Annotated in this window: 17 protein-coding genes and 1 tRNA gene; 12 read left to right on the top strand and 6 right to left on the bottom strand. The window is 69.7% G+C overall.

All coding sequences use genetic code 11. The features are described from left to right. The first annotated feature begins 17 nt into the window (after window positions 1-17). Window positions 18-2090: a fructose-specific PTS transporter subunit EIIC gene (locus tag MTS1_RS02255; RefSeq protein WP_023951029.1), complete on the top strand. Its 2073-nt coding sequence runs from the start codon at window positions 18-20 to the stop codon at window positions 2088-2090. 12 nt (window positions 2091-2102) lie between these two features. Then, window positions 2103-2372 (top strand): HPr family phosphocarrier protein, encoded by a 270-nt coding sequence (locus MTS1_RS02250; protein ID WP_023951028.1) that lies wholly within the window; start codon window positions 2103-2105, stop codon window positions 2370-2372. Between the two features lie 62 nt (window positions 2373-2434). On the opposite strand, the gene MTS1_RS02245 is transcribed toward MTS1_RS02250, so the two are convergent. Continuing rightward, on the bottom strand, window positions 2435-3073 hold the full coding sequence (locus tag MTS1_RS02245; protein WP_023951027.1) for an MBL fold metallo-hydrolase: 639 nt from the start codon (window positions 3071-3073) through the stop codon (window positions 2435-2437). A 121-nt stretch (window positions 3074-3194) separates the two neighbouring features. On the opposite strand from MTS1_RS02245, the gene MTS1_RS02240 reads away from it, so the two are divergent. After that, window positions 3195-3270 (top strand) — tRNA-Glu (locus tag MTS1_RS02240). Window positions 3271-3336: 66 nt separating this feature from the next. On the opposite strand, the gene MTS1_RS02235 is transcribed toward MTS1_RS02240, so the two are convergent. Next, window positions 3337-4449 carry a DUF4349 domain-containing protein gene (locus MTS1_RS02235; RefSeq protein ID WP_023951026.1) on the bottom strand — a complete coding sequence of 371 codons (1113 nt, stop codon included), beginning with the start codon at window positions 4447-4449 and terminating at the stop codon, window positions 3337-3339. Continuing rightward, a complete protein-coding gene (locus tag MTS1_RS02230) occupies window positions 4446-5006 on the bottom strand; it encodes an RNA polymerase sigma factor (protein WP_023951025.1) in 561 nt (186 codons plus the stop codon). The genes MTS1_RS02235 and MTS1_RS02230 overlap by 4 nt, the downstream gene beginning before the upstream one ends. Window positions 5007-5122: 116 nt before the next feature. On the opposite strand from MTS1_RS02230, the gene MTS1_RS02225 reads away from it, so the two are divergent. The 7 genes from MTS1_RS02225 (at window position 5123) to MTS1_RS02195 (ending at window position 12730) form a co-directional block, all read left to right on the top strand. Then, on the top strand, window positions 5123-6196 hold the full coding sequence (locus MTS1_RS02225; protein WP_023951024.1) for a TerC family protein: 1074 nt from the start codon (window positions 5123-5125) through the stop codon (window positions 6194-6196). A 152-nt stretch (window positions 6197-6348) separates the two neighbouring features. Beyond that, window positions 6349-7797 (top strand): 3-isopropylmalate dehydratase large subunit, encoded by a 1449-nt coding sequence (gene leuC / locus MTS1_RS02220; protein WP_023951022.1) that lies wholly within the window; start codon window positions 6349-6351, stop codon window positions 7795-7797. A 2-nt stretch (window positions 7798-7799) separates the two neighbouring features. Continuing rightward, window positions 7800-8396, top strand: a complete 597-nt coding sequence (gene leuD, locus MTS1_RS02215; protein ID WP_023951020.1) for a 3-isopropylmalate dehydratase small subunit — start codon at window positions 7800-7802, stop codon at window positions 8394-8396. A 72-nt stretch (window positions 8397-8468) separates the two neighbouring features. Continuing rightward, complete coding sequence (gene murA / locus MTS1_RS02210; protein ID WP_023951018.1) at window positions 8469-9836, top strand: UDP-N-acetylglucosamine 1-carboxyvinyltransferase; 1368 nt, start codon at window positions 8469-8471, stop codon at window positions 9834-9836. Window positions 9837-9839: 3 nt separating this feature from the next. Next, a complete protein-coding gene (locus tag MTS1_RS02205; protein WP_023951016.1) occupies window positions 9840-10604 on the top strand; it encodes a 1-acyl-sn-glycerol-3-phosphate acyltransferase in 765 nt (254 codons plus the stop codon). Beyond that, the gene (locus MTS1_RS02200) at window positions 10594-11730 is read left to right on the top strand and encodes an NAD(P)H-dependent glycerol-3-phosphate dehydrogenase (protein ID WP_023951014.1); all 1137 of its coding nucleotides are present in this window, start codon (window positions 10594-10596) and stop codon (window positions 11728-11730) included. Before MTS1_RS02205 ends, MTS1_RS02200 begins: the two co-directional genes overlap by 11 nt. Further along, entirely contained in the window at window positions 11630-12730 is a 1101-nt protein-coding gene (locus MTS1_RS02195; RefSeq protein ID WP_023951012.1) for a D-alanine--D-alanine ligase family protein, read from the top strand. The genes MTS1_RS02200 and MTS1_RS02195 overlap by 101 nt, the downstream gene beginning before the upstream one ends. Window positions 12731-12761: 31 nt before the next feature. Here MTS1_RS02195 and MTS1_RS02190 read toward each other — a convergent pair whose 3' ends face one another. Further along, window positions 12762-13274 (bottom strand): DUF3515 family protein, encoded by a 513-nt coding sequence (locus MTS1_RS02190; protein ID WP_023951010.1) that lies wholly within the window; start codon window positions 13272-13274, stop codon window positions 12762-12764. Between the two features lie 53 nt (window positions 13275-13327). On the opposite strand from MTS1_RS02190, the gene thiL reads away from it, so the two are divergent. Further along, window positions 13328-14326 carry a thiamine-phosphate kinase gene (gene thiL / locus MTS1_RS02185; protein WP_023951008.1) on the top strand — a complete coding sequence of 333 codons (999 nt, stop codon included), beginning with the start codon at window positions 13328-13330 and terminating at the stop codon, window positions 14324-14326. On the opposite strand, the gene rsmD is transcribed toward thiL, so the two are convergent. Continuing rightward, complete coding sequence (rsmD, locus tag MTS1_RS02180; RefSeq protein ID WP_023951006.1) at window positions 14296-14892, bottom strand: 16S rRNA (guanine(966)-N(2))-methyltransferase RsmD; 597 nt, start codon at window positions 14890-14892, stop codon at window positions 14296-14298. The two genes, thiL and rsmD, sit on opposite strands and share 31 nt — an antisense overlap. Next, a complete protein-coding gene (locus tag MTS1_RS02175; RefSeq protein WP_023951004.1) occupies window positions 14889-15500 on the bottom strand; it encodes a 1-acyl-sn-glycerol-3-phosphate acyltransferase in 612 nt (203 codons plus the stop codon). Before MTS1_RS02175 ends, rsmD begins: the two co-directional genes overlap by 4 nt. Window positions 15501-15557: 57 nt before the next feature. On the opposite strand from MTS1_RS02175, the gene MTS1_RS02170 reads away from it, so the two are divergent. Continuing rightward, window positions 15558-17717 carry an ATP-dependent DNA helicase RecG gene (locus MTS1_RS02170; RefSeq protein ID WP_023951002.1) on the top strand — a complete coding sequence of 720 codons (2160 nt, stop codon included), beginning with the start codon at window positions 15558-15560 and terminating at the stop codon, window positions 17715-17717.

The raw sequence follows: 17717 nt of genomic DNA, 5'->3' as shown, positions 1-17717 counted from the left end.
CGAACCAGGAGGACACCGTGTCCGACACCATCACCCCGGAGCTCGTCAGCCTCGACGCGCCCCTCGGGACCGACAAGAAGGACGTCATCCGCGCTCTCGCTCGCCTCGTCGCAGCGCAGGGCCGCGCCACGGACGCCGACGCCCTCGCGAATGACGCGATCGCTCGCGAGGAGAAGGACGAGACCGGGCTTCCCGGTGGCATCGCGATCCCGCACGCGAAGAGCGCTGCGGTGACGCAGGCCTCCCTCGCCTTCGCACGGCTGAAGCCGGGCGTGGCCTTCGGGGCGCCCGACGGACCGGCCGACCTCGTCTTCCTCATCGCCGCGCCCGAGAACGCCGCCGAGGAGCACCTCGCCGTGCTCTCGCGTCTCGCCCGCAGCCTGATGCAGGACACGTTCACGAGCGACCTCCGCGCGGCGGCGACTGCCGACGACGTCGTGCGTACGGTTCGCGCGGCGATCGGCGAGGGTGAGGCCGCTCCGGCTTCCGCAACCGCCGCGCCGCCGGCCACCTCCGCTGCCCCGGCTGCAGCAGCCTCCGGCGACCTGACGATCGACGGTCGGCCCGCGCGCATCGTCGCCGTGACCTCGTGCGCGACGGGCATCGCCCACACCTTCATGGCCGCCGACGCCCTGACGGCCGCGGGTAAGGAAGCGGGGGTCGACCTCGTCGTCGAACCCCAGGGCTCGAGCGGATACCAGGCGCTGCCGGCATCCGTCATCGACAACGCCGACGCCGTGATCTTCGCCACCGACGTCGACGTCCGCGAGATGTCGCGGTTCGCCGGCAAGCCGGTCATCCGCTCGGGCGTCAAGCGCGGCATCGAGCAGCCCGCGCAGATGATCCGCGAAGCCGTCGCCGCCGCGTCCAACCCGAACGCCGCCCGCGTCAGCGGTGCCGCAGCGGATGCCGGTTCCGGTGCGGGAACCGCGTCGCAGAACCTGTCGTGGGGTGCGAAGATCCAGCGCATCCTGCTCACGGGCGTCAGCTACATGATCCCCTTCGTCGCCGGCGGCGGTCTCCTGATCGCCCTCGGTTTCGCCCTCGGCGGCTACGAGGTCACGGCGAATGCGTCGAAGGTCATCATCGACAACGCGCTGTGGAACCTGCCGACCACCGACATCACGTCGCCGTTCGGCCCGCTCGGCCAGTACCTCGGGTCGGTGGCGTTCATGATCGGCTCGACATCCATGGGCTTCCTGGTGGCCGCCCTCGCGGGCTACATCGCCTACGCGATCGCGGACCGCCCGGGCATCGCTCCCGGATTCGTCGCCGGTGCGATCGCCGTCGCGATGAGCGCCGGCTTCATCGGCGGCATCATCGGAGGTTTCCTCGCCGGCTTCGTGGCCTGGTGGCTCGGACGCCTCCCCGCCCCGCGCTGGCTGCGCGGTCTGATGCCCGTCGTCATCATCCCGCTGCTCGGTTCGATCGTCGCCTCGGGTCTCATGATCCTGTTCCTGGGCCGCCCCATCGCCGCGCTCATGGCGCTCCTGACCGACGGACTCACGAACCTCACCCAGAGCGGTGCGGGCCTCATCGTCGTCGGCGTGATCCTGGGCCTCATGATGTGCTTCGACCTCGGCGGTCCGATCAACAAGGTCGCCTACGTCTTCGCCACCACCGGCCTCGCGGCCGCGTCGACGGAGAACACAGCCCCGTACCTCATCATGGCTGCGGTCATGACGGCGGGAATGGTGCCGCCGCTGGCTCTTGCGCTCGCGTCGACGGTGCTCGCCCGTCCGCTCTTCACGCCGGTCGAGCGCGAGAACGGCAAGGCGGCATGGCTGCTGGGCGCATCGTTCATCAGTGAGGGTGCGATCCCGTTCGCGGCGGCGGACCCGCTGCGCGTCATCCCGGCATCCCTCGTCGGCGGGGCGATCACCGGTGCGCTGAGCATGTGGTTCGGGGTCCAGAGCTTCGCTCCGCACGGCGGCGTGTTCGTGCTGTTCGCCATCTCGCCGGTGTGGGGTTTCTTCGTCGCGCTTCTGACAGGTACCGTCGTTTCTGCGCTGTTGCTCGTCGTGCTCAAGAAGTACGTCCGCAAGAGCTCCACCGCCCCGGCCCCGGCCGCGGCGACCGCGACAGTCTGAGGAGACACCACCATGGCAGAACGCACCGCCACCATCGCGAGCAGCTCCGGACTGCACGCCCGCCCCGCGAAGCTCTTCGTGCAGGAGGTGCAGTCGAAGGGCGTCCCCGTCACGATCGCCGTCGAGGGCGGCCCCGACCTGAACGCCGGCAGCATCCTGAGCATCATGGGCCTGGGCGCCTCGCAGGGCTCGGTCGTGACGCTCAAGGCCGAGGGTGAGGGTGCCGAGAAGGCGCTCGACGAGCTCGTCGCCTTCCTCGAGATCGACCACGACGCGGCCTGATCCGCCCGCGAAGCACGGATGCCGTGGACCTTCGGGTCCACGGCATCCGTCGTTTCCGGGGGTCAGATGTCGGTGGAGTCGCCCGGGTCCAGCGCCACGAAGTCGCCGCCATTCTGCTGGGCCGCCCACGAGAGCCGCTCGCGGCCCATCGACAGGCCGGCCGCAGACAGCGTCATGTCGTGGGTCGCGAAGACCCGTTGCGGCTTGATCTCGAGCACGAAGTCCATCGCGTCGCCGATCTTCAGCCAGGGGGCGCCGACGGGCGCCGCGAGGAGCTTCACATGCGCTCCCTCGGGCACGGCGTAGGAGTCGCCGGGGTAGTAGAACTCGTCGTCGACGAGGACGCCGACGTTGTCGATCACGGGGATCGACTCGTGGATCACCGCGTGGCGTCCGCCGAAGAACTCGAGGCTGAACGGGCCCGCCTCCAGCTTGTCACCGGGGGAGACCTCGCGGATGTCGAACCCCGCGGCCGCCCGCACGACACCCTCGGGGCCGTACACGGGGATGTTCGGGAACTGGTCGAGGATCGACGAGAGGTGCTGGGACGTCCAGTGATCGGGATGCTCGTGGGTGACGACGACAGCCACGACGTCGTGCAGATCCTCGAGAGGTGAGGTGAACGTGCCGGGATCGATGATCAGGGTCTTGCCCTCGCGCTCGAGGCGCAGGCAGGCGTGTTCGTGCTTGGTGACATGCATGTCCTCAGTCAACGCCCGACACGCCCGAGACGGCAATGGGGGCCTCGATTTTGCCGGATGCGCGAGGCCGTGGCATACTTTAACGGTTGCCTCCGGAGCCCCGGGGAAGACAGAAAAGTACGGCCCCATCGTATAGCGGCCTAGTACGCCGCCCTCTCACGGCGGTAACGCGGGTTCGAATCCCGCTGGGGTCACCACCGCGAAACGCCCATCCTCTCGGATGGGCGTTTCGCATTCCCGCCCGGGATCTCCCCGCTGCGCGTTCAGGACTCGGGCGATTCCCGACGCGCCCGACGCCGGCGAGTCGTCGAGACGACGAGCCAGATCAGCGCAGCCGTGAGCCCGATCACGGCGAGCCAGGGGAGCAGGAATCCGAGCCCCACGACGATCCCGTTGAACGTGGCGATGAGCCCGTTCCATCCCGTCGCGAGTCCGTCGCCGAAGCCCGCGGGATCGGCGTCCACCTTCTCGGCCGGAACCTGCAGCTGAACCGTGAGCGACGACAGGGCGACCTGCGACTCGAGCGCGGTGAGCTGCTGCTGCAGCGAGTCGAGGTCGGCCTGTCGCTCAGCGAGCGCGGACTCGGCTGCGATGAGATCCGCGACCGAGCCCGCTTGCCCCATGAGCTCCGTCAGCCGCTCGACCGAGGCCTGACCGGCGGCTACCCGCGCACGCAGGTCTGTGGTCTGAGTCGTCACGTCGTCGCGCGAGACCTGGGAGCTCTCGACCTCGCCGACGTCCGAGAGGCCCGCGATCGCATCCTCCAGACCCGTCGCGGGGACGCGCACGCTCACCCATGCCGTTCCCGAGGGGCGCGGCCACGTCGCCACCCCGTCGAGGGGCGCCGGAGCGCCGTCACCGAGACTCATCGATTCGACGTACCCGCCGGCTGCGACCGCTGCATCGGCGATCGACTCCGCTGCGGCGCGGGGATCGCTGACGACCACCGAGGCCGATGCCGTCGCGACGACCTCGCGCCCGTTTACCGCGGCACCGGTCTCGGCGCGGCTCCCGGAGATCGCGGCGCCGGAGTCGTCGAGGACGAAAGGCTCAGGAGCAGCCTCAGAGCTGCCGCCGTCCGACGAGACGCCACCGTCCTCGAGCGAGCCGATCGTCCAGCCCGGTTCGCCGGCGGGGGAGACCGATGACGCGCCGCCGCTGCTGCTGGTCAGCTGCGGAGCGATGGCCGCGGCGACGACGATGACGGCTGCGGCCGCTCCTGTCGCGCCCCACCAGGTGCGGCGCCGACGCCGTCGCTGCGACACGGAAAGGTCGTCGCGGGCCCGTGCCTCCGCCCGTTCGCGGGCGATGTCCGCGAACAACGCCTCCTCGATCGCGTCGATGCGGCGGTCGTCGAGGGTGGGTAGATCGTTCATGACTGCTCCGGTTCAACGCTCGAGCGGACGAAAGTGCGGATGCGGGAAAGCCGGTTCCGGACGGTCCCATGGCTGACGCCGAGGCGATCGGCTGCCGCTTGGTACGCGAACCCCTCCGCGGCGCAGAGTCGGAAGATGTCCTGGTCGAGCGGGCTCAGGGAGCCGACGGCGGCGAGAATGCGCTCGACCAGGTCGCTTTCCACGACCTGTCGCTCGACATCGACGGTGTCGGCGACGTCGGCGGTGTCCGCCTCGGTCGTGTGCCGGCGTTCGCGTTGGCGTCTTCGGATGCGGTTCGCGCTCTGGAATCGGCAGATCGTGATCAGCCACGGCAGAAGCGACTCGCCTGCCAGCTGAAGGTCCGGGAGCTTGCGCCAGGCGACGAGAAACGTCTCCTGGGCCACGTCCTCGGCCTCGGCGGAATCGCCGAGAAGGCCGTGCGCGAGCCAGTACACCGGCCGGACGTAAGCCCGGTAGAGCGTGCGGAAGGCGTGTTCGCTTCCGGATGCCGCCGCTTCGACGAGTTCGGCATCACCGCGTGCGATCGTGTCGACCATGCGTCCGAGTTCCTTCCCTCACCCCATCAGTGTCGCGTCGTCGCGAACCGTCTCACACCCGGGCCGCGGGGGAGCCGGGGTGTAGTCTCGGGAGGCTTCCTCCCCGAAAGGCTCGCATGGACCTCCCCGTGCCGTTCCAGATCGTCGCGCTCGTCGTCCTGGTGCTCGTGCTCGTCGCCGACCTGCTCATCATCGTCAAGCGACCCCACATCCCGTCCCCGAAGGAATCGACGCTGTGGGTGCTGTTCTACGTGTCGCTGGCGCTCGTGTTCGCCGGCATCCTGTGGGCCGTCGCCGACGTCGAGCATGCCGGCCAGTTCGTCGCGGGATGGCTGACGGAGTACAGCCTGTCGATCGACAACCTGTTCGTGTTCGTCCTGATCATGAGCCAGTTCTCGGTTCCTCGGCGATATCAGCAGAAGGTGCTGATGGTGGGCATCATCATCGCGCTGGTGCTTCGAGGTCTCTTCATCCTCGCGGGGGCGGCGATCATCGAGCAGTTCAGCTGGGTGTTCTACATCTTCGGGGCCTTCCTCATCTACACGGCGATCAAGCAGGCGCTTCCCGAGGGCGACCACGACGACGACGTGAAGAAGGAGAACTTCCTCGTCCGCATCATCCGTCGAACCGTCGACATCTCCGACGAGTACGACGGCCCCAAGGTGCGGACCGTCGTGGACGGCAAGCGGATGTTCACCCCGATGATCATCGTCTTCGTCGCGATCGGCGTCACCGATCTGCTGTTCGCCCTCGACTCGATCCCGGCGATCTTCGGCATCACGCAGGATCCGTTCCTGGTGTTCACCGCCAACATCTTCGCCCTGATGGGCCTGCGGCAGCTCTACTTCCTGCTGGGCGACCTGCTCGACCGGCTCAAGTACCTGCATTACGGCATCGCATTCATCCTCGCGTTCATCGGCGTGAAGCTGATCCTCCACGCCATGCACGAGAACGAGCTCGCGTTCATCAACGGCGGCGACGGTATCGCCTGGGCGCCCGAGATCTCGACGTGGGTCTCCCTCGGGGTCATCGTCGGCGCGATGCTCGTCGCGACCGTCGCGAGCCTGATCGCCGCGCGTCACGACCGCGACGCTGCCGACCCGACTCAGGCTGCTGCCGCGGTCGCCGACGAGCAGGGCACGCCTCCGACGGTCGAGCAGCCGTCCGTGCGCGACGACGAGCGCTCGTGACCGGACGCCCCCGCCGCGCCCGGTGGTATTCTGACCGCATGCGGATCGCTCGCCTTCTCCTTAGCGGCCGCGGCGAGGTCTCGTTCTGAGCCCCTCCTCGCCGCGGAGTCCGTCGTGGGCTTGATCCCGGTTCGCAAGGAGAACGAAACCCCATGAGCATTCCCACCCCTCCCGAGCGCCCGCGCACCCTGGCCGAGAAGGTCTGGGACGACCACCTCGTCGTCAAGGGTGAAGACGGGCAGCCCGACCTCATCTACATCGACCTGCACCTCGTCCACGAGGTCACCAGTCCGCAGGCCTTCGACGGTCTGCGCGCCGAAGGCCGCCCGCTGCGGCGCCTCGACCTCACGATCGCGACCGAGGACCACAACACCCCGACGCTCGACATCGACAAGCCGATCGCAGACCTGACGAGCCGGACGCAGATCGAGACGCTGCGGCGCAACGCCGAGGAGTTCGGCGTCCGCCTCCACTCCCTCGGCGACGCTGAGCAGGGGATCGTCCACGTCGTCGGGCCCCAGCTGGGCCTCACGATGCCCGGCATCACGGTCGTGTGCGGTGACAGCCACACCTCGACGCACGGCGCGTTCGGCGCGATGGCGTTCGGGATCGGCACGAGCGAGGTCGAGCACGTCATGGCGACGCAGACGCTGCCGCTGAAGCCCTTCAAGACGATGGCGATCACCGTCGAGGGCGAGCTGAAGGAAGGTGTGACGGCGAAGGACATCATCCTCGCCGTGATCGCCAAGATCGGCACCAACGGCGGTCAGGGCTACGTGCTCGAGTACCGCGGCAGCGCCATCCGCTCCCTCTCGATGGAGGGGCGCATGACCATGTGCAACATGTCGATCGAGGCCGGCGCCCGCGCCGGCATGGTGGCCCCCGACGAGATCACCTTCGAGTACGTCAAGGGCCGTCCGCACGCGCCGACCGGGCAGGACTGGGAAGACGCCGTCGCCTACTGGCGCACGCTCCCCAGCGACGAGGGCGCCGTCTACGACGCCGAGATCTTCATCGACGCGGGCGAGCTCGAGCCGTTCGTCACATGGGGCACCAACCCCGGCCAGGGTGTGTCGCTCAGTGCGACGGTTCCCTCGCCCGACGACTTCAGCGATCCGAACGAGAAGGCCGCGGCCGAGCGTGCGCTCGAGTACATGGACCTGCAGCCGGGCACGCCGCTCAAGGAGATCCCGGTCGACGCCGTGTTCATGGGCTCGTGCACGAACAGCCGCATCGAAGACCTCCGCGCGTTCGCGTCGATCATCGAGGGACGCACGAAGGCGGACGGCGTCCGCGTCATGGTCGTTCCGGGCTCGGCCCGCGTGCGGCTCGAGGCGGAGGCCGAGGGCCTGGACCGCGTCTTCACCGAGTTCGGCGCCGAGTGGCGCTTCGCCGGCTGCTCGATGTGCCTGGGGATGAACCCCGATCAGCTCGCTCCCGGTGAGCGATGCGCGTCGACCAGCAACCGCAACTTCGAGGGACGCCAGGGCAAGGGCGGCCGTACGCACCTGGTCTCGCCGCTCGTCGCCGCCGCCACCGCCGTGCTCGGGCGCCTCGCGTCACCGAGCGATCTGCCCGCACGCGAGAAGGTCGAGGCCTGACCATGGAGAAGTTCGAGACCCACACCGGTGTCGTCGCCCCGCTCAAGCGCTCCGCCGTCGACACCGACCAGATCATCCCCGCCGTCTACCTCAAGCGCGTCACCAAGACCGGCTTCGAAGACGCCCTCTTCGCCAACTGGCGTCAGGATCCCGAGTTCGTCCTCAACCAGCCGGCCTTCGCGGGGGCGTCGATCCTCGTCGCGGGTCCGGATTTCGGTACCGGCTCGAGCCGTGAGCATGCCGTCTGGGCGTTGCGCGACTTCGGATTCCGCGTGGTGCTGGCCCCCAAGTTCGCCGACATCTTCCGCGGCAACGCCGGTAAGCAGGGACTCCTCGCCGGCGTCATCTCCGAGTCGGACCGTGAGGCGATCTGGGCTGCCGTGGATGCGCAGCCCGGAGTGCGGATGACGGTCGACCTCGAGGCGCGCGTCGCCGCTCTGGGCGACCTCCGAGTCCCCTTCGAGATCGACGATTACACTCGTTGGAGGCTCCTCGAGGGACTCGACGACATCGGGCTCACGCTGCGCAATGAAGAGGCGATCGCGCAGTTCGAGGCGCGCCGTGAGGCGTGGCGACCTCGGACACTCCCCGTCGCGTAGCCCCGGATCACGCCCCTGACCCGTGGGGCGAAGATCCGCCCCGCCCTCGATCACCAAGTGAGGAAGTCCTGCATGAGCACTCCGCCGAGTGAGCCGATCGCATCGGAGAACGGCAGCCGTCGCGAAGACGGCGAGATCCTCGAGATCCGGGGCGGACGGCCCCTCGTCGGACGTGTCGACGTCAAGGGAGCGAAGAACTTCGCGACCAAGGCCATGGTCGCCTCGCTGCTCGGTGAGAGCGAGAGCGTCTTGCGCGACGTCCCCGACATTAGCGACGTCGCCGTGGTGCGCTCGCTTCTCGAGGTGCACGGGGTGACGGTCGCCGACGACGGCGAGGGCACGTACCGGCTCGACCCGAGCGGCGCCGAGTCGGCCGGGTTCGAGGAGATCGACGCGCACGCCGGTGCTTCGCGAATCCCGATCCTCTTCTGCGGACCGCTGCTGCACCTGCTCGGCCAGGCGTTCATCCCCGACCTCGGCGGCTGCCGTATCGGCGACCGCCCGATCGACTTCCACCTCGACGCGCTGCGCAAGTTCGGCGCGATCGTGGACAAGCAGCCCAGCGGCATCCGTCTCTCGGCGCCGGAGGGCCTTCACGGGGCCGACATCGAACTGCCCTACCCGAGTGTCGGGGCCACCGAGCAGGTCCTGCTGACCGCGGTACGGGCTAAGGGCACGACGGAGCTGCGCAACGCCGCCATCGAGCCCGAGATCATGGATCTGATCGCGGTCCTGCAGAAGATGGGCGCGATCATCTCCTACGAGCCGAACCGCGTCATCTTCATCGAGGGCGTCGACCGGCTCCGGGGATACGACCACCGGTCGATCTTCGACCGCAACGAGGCCGCGTCGTGGGCATGCGCTGCGCTGGCGACCGACGGCGACATCTTCGTCGGCGGCGCCAAGCAGCAGGAGATGCTGACGTTCCTCAACGTCTTCCGCAAGGCCGGCGGCGACTTCGACATCCAGGAGGACGGCATCCGGTTCCGTCGTGACGGCGCACTGCGTCCCGTCTCGGTCGAGACCGACGTCCACCCGGGGTTCATGACCGACTGGCAGCAGCCGCTCATCGTCGCACTCACTCAGGCTGAAGGCGTCTCGACGGTGCACGAGACGGTGTACGAGAACCGTCTGGGCTTCACGCAGGCCCTCAACAAGATGGGTGCTCAGATCGTGGTGCACCCCGAAGGCATCGCAAGCCCGGATCGCCGCGTTCCCCGTCGTGCGCTCGAGCAGGCCGCGGTCATCACCGGTCCGACCCCGTTGCACGGGGCGGATGTCGTCGTGCCCGACCTCCGCGGGGGCTACAGCTACGTCATCGCGGCTCTGGCGGCCGAGGGCGTCTCGGTCGTTCGCAACGTCGGGATCATCCGTCGCGGTTACGAGAAGTTCTTCGACAAGCTCGAGGCGCTCGGCGCCGACTTCGACGTCATCGGCTGACCGATGTCCGAGAACCGCCGTCGCGCGTCAGCGGAGAAGACCAAGCCGACACCGTTCTGGCTGGCGGCAGCCGTGGTCGTGCCTGCCGTCGGACTGCTCGCCCGGATCGAGATCGAGGGCGGTGAGCATCTCCCCGAGGAGGGACCGTACGTCCTCGCCCCGAACCACTACAGCGAGTTCGATCCGATCGTGATCGCGGTCGCGACCTGGCGGCTCGGGCGGGCACCGCGCTTCATGGCGAAGGAGAGCCTCTTCCGGGTACCGGTCGTGGGCGCGGTCCTGAAGGGCCTCGGCATGATCCCGGTCTCCCGGACGACGTCGGCCTCCGCCGCCGGTCAGGCGATCGCCCAGGCCGCCGAGCTCGTGGCCGACGGCCGCGGCGTCATCGTGTATCCCGAGGGATCGCTGACCCGCGAGCCCGAGCTGTGGCCGATGCGCGGCAAGTCGGGCGCGGTGCGCGTCGCAACCGCCGGCGACATCCCGATCATCCCGGTCGCGACGTGGGGCGTGCAGTCGATCCTGCCCCGCTACGGCAAGTTCAGCGCCTGGCCGCTCCGCAAGCGCATCCGCGTGCGGTTCGGGCCGCGGGTGGATCTCGCGCTGGAGCCGGGCGTCACGCCGTCGCCGGCCCAGCTGGTGGCGGCCACGGATACCGTCATGGCGCGTATCGCGGGCCTGCTGGGGCAGCTCCGCGGCGAGGAGCCGCCCGCCGAGCGCTGGAATCCGGGACAGCACGGCCAGAAGGAGACGGGTCGCCTTGAGCCGTAGGACCGAGACCACCGGACCCCGCGTCACCGTCATCGGTTCGGGCAGCTGGGGAACGACGTTCGGAAAGGTTCTCGCCGACGGCGGGGCCCAGGTCACGATGTGGGCGCGCCGCACCGAGCTTGCGCACGAGATCCGCGAAGGCAAGCGCAACAGCCGCTATCTGCCGGGCATCAACCTCCCGCGCTCGATGACGGCCACCCATCATCTCTCCGAGGCGCTCGACGGTGCTGAGCAGGTGTACCTCGCGGTCTCGAGCCAGGCGCTGCGCGAGAACCTCACCGCCATCCGCCCGCTCATCGCCGGCGGAACCATGCCGGTGGTGTCGCTCATGAAAGGCGTCGAGAAGCGCACCGGCCTGCGGATGAGCCAGGTGATCGAGCAGGGACTGGACTGCGACCCCAACCGCATCGCGGTGGCATCGGGCCCCAACCTCGCGCTCGAGATCGCGCGAGAGCAGCCGACCGCCGCCGTCATCGCCTCGGCGAGTCAGGACACCGCCGAGGCGGTCGCTCTGCGTGCCCGCAACGGGTACTTCCGCTCGTTCGTCAACACCGACGTCATCGGGACCGAGTTCGGCGGTGTGCTGAAGAACCTGATCGCCGTCGCGATCGGCATCGTGGACGGTGTCGGGTACGGCGAGAACACGAAGGCCTCGATCATCACGCGCGGTCTGGTCGAGATGACGGACTTCGCCGTGGCACAGGGAGCTCACCCCGAGACGCTCCAGGGCCTTGCGGGCCTCGGCGACCTCATCGCGACCTGCCAGTCGCCCCTGAGCCGGAACAACACGGCCGGGCGCCTGCTCGGACAGGGCTTCTCGTTCCAGGACGTCGTGAAGCAGATGGACCAGACCGCCGAAGGCCTGGCGTCCGTGGCGCCCGTCCTGACGCTGGCGCGCGCCGCGGGAGTGCAGATGCCCATCGTCGAACAGGTCAAGATGGTCCTGGACGGCACCATGAACCCGCGCGACATCGCGCCCCACCTGACCACCGACGACGATAAGCCGACCGGCGAGAGGACCCCCCATGGCGACGACAACAGTAGCGGTGCTCTTCGGCGGGCGTTCCAGCGAGCATTCGATCAGTTCCGCAACGGCGGCCGGGGTCCTGCGCGCGATCGATCGTGAGCGTTACCGCGTGATCCCCGTCGGGATCACGCGCGAGGGGGCCTTCGTCCTCGAGGACGACGACGCCGATAAGTTCGCGCTGAACCCGGAGCGGATGCCGGAGGTCGTCGACAACGGCACTCGCGTGCTGTGGCCGGAGCCGGGCGGACCGCGCGAGCTGCGTGTCCGCCGCGTCGACGGCGACATCGATGTCCTCGGCGAGGTCGACGTCGTGCTGCCGATCCTGCACGGCCCGCACGGTGAGGACGGCACGATACAGGGCTTCTTCGACACCCTGCAGCTGCCCTACGCCGGTGGTGGCGTCCTCGACTCGGCGCTGTGCATGGACAAGCACTTCATGAAGATCGTGCTGCAGGCGGCCGGTATCCCCGTCGCGCCCTGGGTCACCGTCGACGAGGCCCGGTGGCGTCGGGATCCCGAAGGCGTCCGCTCCGATGCCGCGGCTCTCGGCATCCCGAGCTTCGTCAAGCCGGCGCGCGCCGGCTCGAGCGTCGGCGTGTCGAAGGTCCACGAACCCGGTGAGCTCGACGCCGCCCTCGAACTCGCTTTCGCGGAAGACGGCAAGGTGCTGATCGAGCCCGCGATCGTCGGCCGTGAGGTCGAAGTCGCGGTCCTGGAGGGACGCGGCGGCGGGCCCGCCCGTGCGTCGCTGCCGGGGGAGATCGTGCTGACGACGCGTGAGTTCTACGACTTCGAGGGTAAGTACCTCGGCGGTGACGGCGCGGAGGTCGTCTGCCCCGCCGACGTCACCGAGGATGAGATCGACGCGCTCAAGCGGATGGCGGTGGCGGCCTTCGCCGCTGTCGACGGCCGCGGTCTCGCGCGCGTCGACTTCTTCCGGACGCCCGACGGGCTGTACGTCAACGAGCTGAACACCATGCCGGGGTTCACGCCCATCTCGATGTTCCCCAAGTGCTGGATCGCCTCCGGCCTCAGCTACGGCGATCTCATCTCCGAGCTGATCGAGATCGCGCTCTCCCGCGTCGCCGACCGCGTCTGACGGGTTCCGACGGCGGAGATGCGACCCGCGCTCAGGGTTCGACGGGCGACGGGACCGGGGTAGCCTCCGAGCGTTCGACGCATTCGCCGCCGTCGCGGGGAAGCCGAGAGACGACTCGCGAGAGCTCGTCGAGAACCTCTCGGCTCGACACGCCCTGGACGTCCTCGGAGCTCTCGGTGTCGAAGAAGAGCTCGACGGCGGGAGTGCGCCCGAAGGTGACGACGCGGAACCGGGGAGCCTCGGATTCGTCGATCACCCAGTCGACTCCCGCGACGGACTCGCAGCGCAGCGTCGTCGGGCCGGGCGAGGCTACGCCGCACGAGAAGATGATGGTGGCGGGGTCGCCCCAGGCAGCGGTGGCCTGACTGTCGGTCCAGCGACGCTCCGCTCCGGCGACCGTCTGCGGGAGGCGGACCATCACGTCCGCGCACTCGGGAGCGTTCGCCTGCGGCGCCGCCGGAACGTTCACGGTTCCCGCGCAGCCGGCGAGAACGAGGGTCGCCGAGGCCAGGACGAGAGCGGGGATGGATCGGCGGCGGAGCACCTCTCCAGGGTACTGCGCCGCGAGCCGGTCGACCGCGGCGGTAGCGTGGAGCCATGCCCGACGCCGCCCCCGCCACCCCCGTCGGCTCGCTCTCGGAGGAGGCGGTGCTCGCCGCGATCCTCGAGCGCCTCGGTCCTTCCGATTCGCTCGTCGGACCCGGTGATGACGCGGCGGTGCTCCAGCTCGCCGATGCGCGCGTCGTCGTGACGACCGACACCCTCATCCACGGGCCCGACTTCCGTCTCGCATGGTCGTCCGGCAGGGACCTCGGCGCGAAGGCCGCGGCGGTCAACCTGGCGGACGTCGCCGCGATGGGCGCCCGGCCCGTGGCCCTGTTCGTCGCTCTCGCGATGCCTCCCGAGACGACCATCGGGTTCGTCCGGGAGCTCGCGACCGGTCTGCGCGAGGCCTGCGACGAGCTCGCACCGGGCTGCCGTGTCGCGGGCGGCGACCTCACGAGCTCGGACACTCTGACGATCGCGGTGACCGCGATCGGCGAGATGGAGCCGGGGCACTCTCCGGTGCTCCGCTCAGGCGCCCGGCCCGGCGACATCCTGGCGATCTGCGGCGAGGTCGGGCTTGCGGCGGCCGGGCTCGACATCCTGTTCGAGCGGTTCCGCGACGAGGACGGTCAGGCGGTCGCGGTGGACGCCGAAATCCTCACCGCGCCCGAGCGCACTGCTGTGGCGGGGCAGCTGCGTCCCCGCCCGCCGATCGGCTCCGGCGCGGCGGCGGCGAGAGCGGGCGCGACAGCGATGATGGACGTCTCGGACGGCCTGGTGCGCGATGCCCGTCGGCTCGCGCGCGCCTCGGGGGTCACGCTCGACATCGCACGTCTCGCGCTGGGCCCGGACAGCGATCGTGCGCTCCGCGGCGGGGAGGATCATGCGCTCCTCGCGACCTTCCCGGCCAACACCATCCTCCCGGCGGGCTTCCGTGCGATCGGCTCGGTCGGCGCGGCGGGCCCCGACCCGCTCACCGTCGACGGGCTGCCGGAGCGTTCGGCCGGCGGGTGGGACCCCTACCGCGACTGGGACGGTGCCGGGGGCTGATCCGCGTCGACCGCGCGTTCGAACCACCACAGGGTCGTGTCGCCGTAGCGCTTGGTGCGCAACGGCTCGAGTCGCGCCGGAACACGCGGCTCGGGGGAGCGGCTGGCGCGTTCGACGATGACGACCGCTCCGGGCGCGCAGAGGTCTGCGAGCAACGCGAGCGTGACGGCGAGCGCGTCGTCGTCGAGGTCGTAGGGCGGATCCAGGAAGACGAGGTCGAACGGACCGGTCGCCGACCCGAGGAACGTGTCGGCGCTGCTGCGGTGGACCCTGACCGGCGACGAGGCGACTGCTCGCGCGACTGTCCGTGCGTTCTGTTCGGTCACGGCGGCGGCCGGGGCCGACTTCTCCACGAGGTCGACGGATGCGGCCCCTCGGCTGAGCGCCTCCAGGCCGAGCGCGCCCGAGCCCGCGTACAGGTCGAGCACACGCGCGCCGTCGAGGATGCCCGATGCGTCGAGTCCGCCGAAGAGGGACTCGCGGACGCGATCGCTCGTCGGACGCGTGCCGCGATCGGGTACACGCAGCGCGAGAGATCCTGCGGCGCCGGCGATGATGCGTGTCATGCGGGTCCCGCCTTTCCGGCATCACCCTTCGGGAAGCCGCCGCCCTCTTCGTCACGCAGCCGTGGCTCGCTGCGGAGCTCGGGGCGGAAGCCGGCCTTGTCGGCGTAGAAGGCGCGGATGACCGACATGTCGGCGGCGACGTCGCCGGTGAGCTCGATGGTCGGTCCCAGGCCCGTGGTCATCGTGGTGCGGTCGACGTAGCCCAGCGTGACGGGCAGACCCGACGCGCGTGCGATGCGGTAGAAGCCCGACTTCCATCCGGTGCGCGAGGTCCGGGTTCCGTCGGGGGTGATGACGAGCCCGAAGACGTCGCCCGCCGCGATCTGCGCGAGGACGTCGTCCACGACGCGCGACGGGTCGTCCCGGTCGACGGGGATGCCGCCCAGCCGCCGCATCGGACCGCTCCGCCACCCGTGGAAGAGGCTCTTCTTCCCGAGCCAGCGGATGGGGATCTGCAGGCGCCACGCGATGGCGAGCATGAGCACGAAGTCCCAGTTGGAGGTGTGGGGCGCCCCGATGAGGATCGTGGGCCTCGTCGGGGCGGGTGTGCTGACGAGGCGCCAGCGGCTGAACGTCCAGAAGAGGCGGGCGATCGCGCGTCGGAGCATCCTCTTACCGTAGAGCCTGGCGGCACCGTGTCCGACCTCCTGCCTAGACTCGTGTCCATGCCGCAGGTCGACCTCGATACACCGCTGCCGCAGGCCGTGGGCGAGAAGGTCGCGGCGACCCTCTCGCGTGCTTTCGGGATGTCCACCGTCGGCGACCTCCTCGCACACTATCCGCGTCGTTATGCCCGTCGTGGCGAGCTGACGCCCATCTCCTCACTGCCCGTCGGCGAGATGGCGACGATCGTCGCCGAGGTGAAGTCGGTCTCCGAGCGCCCGATGCGTCAGCGTCGCGGCTCGCTCCTCGAAGTCGTGATCAGCGACGGCGTCGGCGAGGCGACGCTGACCTTCTTCGGGCAGAAGTGGCGTCTCCAAGAGCTCCGGGTCGGGCGGCAGGGCATCTTCTCGGGCAAGGTCGGCGTGTTCAAGGGGAAGCAGCAGTTCGCGCATCCCGACTACGAGCTTTTCGACGACGAGGTCGAGGCGCGCGTGACGGCGGTCGCGCGCAGCCTCGAACCGATCCCCATCTACTCCGCCACGAGTACGATCACCAGCTGGCAGCTGCGCAAGATCATCGCCGACGTCATCGCCCGGCTCGGCGAGGTACCCGATCCGCTCCCCGATGAGGTGCGCGCACGTCATCAGCTCCTCGACGCTCGCACCGCGCTCGTCCAGGTCCACACGCCCACGGTTCCCGAACAGGTGCGGCCGGGGTTCGCGGCCCTGCGGATGCACGAAGCATTCGTACTGCAAGCAGCACTCCTCCAGCACCGCATCCAGGTCCGCCAGCTCGCCGCGACCTCCCGGCCCGCGGGCGACCTGCTCGAGCAGTTCGACGCTTCCCTGCCCTTCGAGCGCACGCCGGACCAGATCACGGTAGGCGACGCGATCGCCGCAGACCTCGTGAACGAATGGCCGATGAATCGTCTCGTGCAGGGGGAAGTGGGGTCGGGCAAGACCCTCGTCGCCCTGCGCGCGATGCTGCAGGTCGCGCAATCGGGCGGGCAGGCCGCGCTGATCGCGCCGACCGAGGTGCTCGCTGCGCAGCACGTGCGATCCATCGCGAAGATGCTCGGGCCGCGGCTGGCACCCGAGCTGATGCCCACTCTGCTCACCGGGGCGCAGCCGGCCGCCGAGCGGCGCAAGGCAGCGCTGCGTGCGGCATCCGGCCAGGCACGGATCGTCGTCGGCACCCACGCCCTGCTGAGCGCCTCGACGACGTTCGCCGACCTCGGCCTCGTCGTCGTCGACGAGCAGCACCGATTCGGGGTCGAGCAGCGCGAGGCCCTGCGCGCCAAGGGAACCTCGCCCCACGTGCTCGTCCTCACGGCGACGCCGATTCCGCGCACCGTGGCGATGACCGTCTTCGGAGACCTCGACGTGTCGACCATCCGCACGATGCCGACGGGGCGTGCGGGCATCTCGACCTTCGTCGCGCCCCTGGCCGAGAAGCCCGGGTGGTTCGGCCGTGTGTGGGAGCGTGTGGCCGAAGAGGTGGCCGCCGGGCGCCAGGCCTTCGTCGTCTGTGCGGCGATCGACGCCGAGAAGGCCGTCGTCGACGACACCGACGACGCGGGCATGCTCGAAGACGGTACGCGCACACGCACGCGGTGGGGTGTCGTGCAGGCGAGCGCAATGCTCGCGCAGCATCCCTCCTTCGCCGATCTGACGGTGGCCACGCTGCACGGCAAGATGCCTGCGGACGAGAAGGATGCCGTGATGCAGGCCTTTGCCCGCGGTGAGATCGACGTGCTCGTGGCCACGACGGTCGTCGAGGTCGGCGTCGATGTGCCCAACGCCTCGACGATGGTGATCCTCGAAGCCGAGCGGTTCGGCGTCTCGCAGCTGCACCAGCTTCGCGGCCGGGTCGGTCGCGGAAGCGTTCCCGGTCTCTGCCTCCTGGTCACCGAGGCCGATCCCGACACGGCGGCGCGTTCGCGGGTCGAGGCCGTCGCGGCGACGACCGACGGCTTCTCCCTCGCCGAGGTCGACCTCGAGCTCCGCGGCGAGGGAGACGTTCTCGGCGATGCGCAGTCGGGCGCCCGGTCTTCGCTCCGCCTGCTTCGCGTCGTCGCCGATGCCGACTTGATCGCGCAGGCGCGCGAGGAAGCAGCCGAGGTGCTGGGCGACGACCCCGACCTCTCCCGCCATCCGGGACTGGCTGCTGCGATCGCGCGGCGGCTCGGCGAGGACGAGCGCGGCGCGCTCCATAGGAACTAG

Source organism: Microbacterium sp. TS-1 (assembly GCF_000509385.1).
Classification (GTDB): Bacteria; Actinomycetota; Actinomycetes; order Actinomycetales; family Microbacteriaceae; genus Microbacterium; species Microbacterium arborescens.
The sequence above is the reverse complement of the archived record's forward strand: the minus strand, read 5'-3'. Positions and strand labels throughout refer to the sequence as shown.

Bases quoted from the DNA above. Each gene is read 5' to 3' on its own strand.
- MTS1_RS02250 (WP_023951028.1), top strand. From the start codon at position 2,103: ATGGCAGAACGCACCGCCACCATCGCGAGCAGCTCCGGACTGCACGCC.
- MTS1_RS02245 (WP_023951027.1), bottom strand. From the start codon at position 3,073: ATGCATGTCACCAAGCACGAACACGCCTGCCTGCGCCTCGAGCGCGAG.
- MTS1_RS02235 (WP_023951026.1), bottom strand. From the start codon at position 4,449: ATGAACGATCTACCCACCCTCGACGACCGCCGCATCGACGCGATCGAG.
- MTS1_RS02230 (WP_023951025.1), bottom strand. From the start codon at position 5,006: ATGGTCGACACGATCGCACGCGGTGATGCCGAACTCGTCGAAGCGGCG.
- MTS1_RS02225 (WP_023951024.1), top strand. From the start codon at position 5,123: ATGGACCTCCCCGTGCCGTTCCAGATCGTCGCGCTCGTCGTCCTGGTG.
- leuC (WP_023951022.1), top strand. From the start codon at position 6,349: ATGAGCATTCCCACCCCTCCCGAGCGCCCGCGCACCCTGGCCGAGAAG.
- leuD (WP_023951020.1), top strand. From the start codon at position 7,800: ATGGAGAAGTTCGAGACCCACACCGGTGTCGTCGCCCCGCTCAAGCGC.
- murA (WP_023951018.1), top strand. From the start codon at position 8,469: ATGAGCACTCCGCCGAGTGAGCCGATCGCATCGGAGAACGGCAGCCGT.
- MTS1_RS02205 (WP_023951016.1), top strand. From the start codon at position 9,840: ATGTCCGAGAACCGCCGTCGCGCGTCAGCGGAGAAGACCAAGCCGACA.
- MTS1_RS02195 (WP_023951012.1), top strand. From the start codon at position 11,630: ATGGCGACGACAACAGTAGCGGTGCTCTTCGGCGGGCGTTCCAGCGAG.
- thiL (WP_023951008.1), top strand. From the start codon at position 13,328: ATGCCCGACGCCGCCCCCGCCACCCCCGTCGGCTCGCTCTCGGAGGAG.
- rsmD (WP_023951006.1), bottom strand. From the start codon at position 14,892: ATGACACGCATCATCGCCGGCGCCGCAGGATCTCTCGCGCTGCGTGTA.
- MTS1_RS02175 (WP_023951004.1), bottom strand. From the start codon at position 15,500: ATGCTCCGACGCGCGATCGCCCGCCTCTTCTGGACGTTCAGCCGCTGG.
- MTS1_RS02170 (WP_023951002.1), top strand. From the start codon at position 15,558: ATGCCGCAGGTCGACCTCGATACACCGCTGCCGCAGGCCGTGGGCGAG.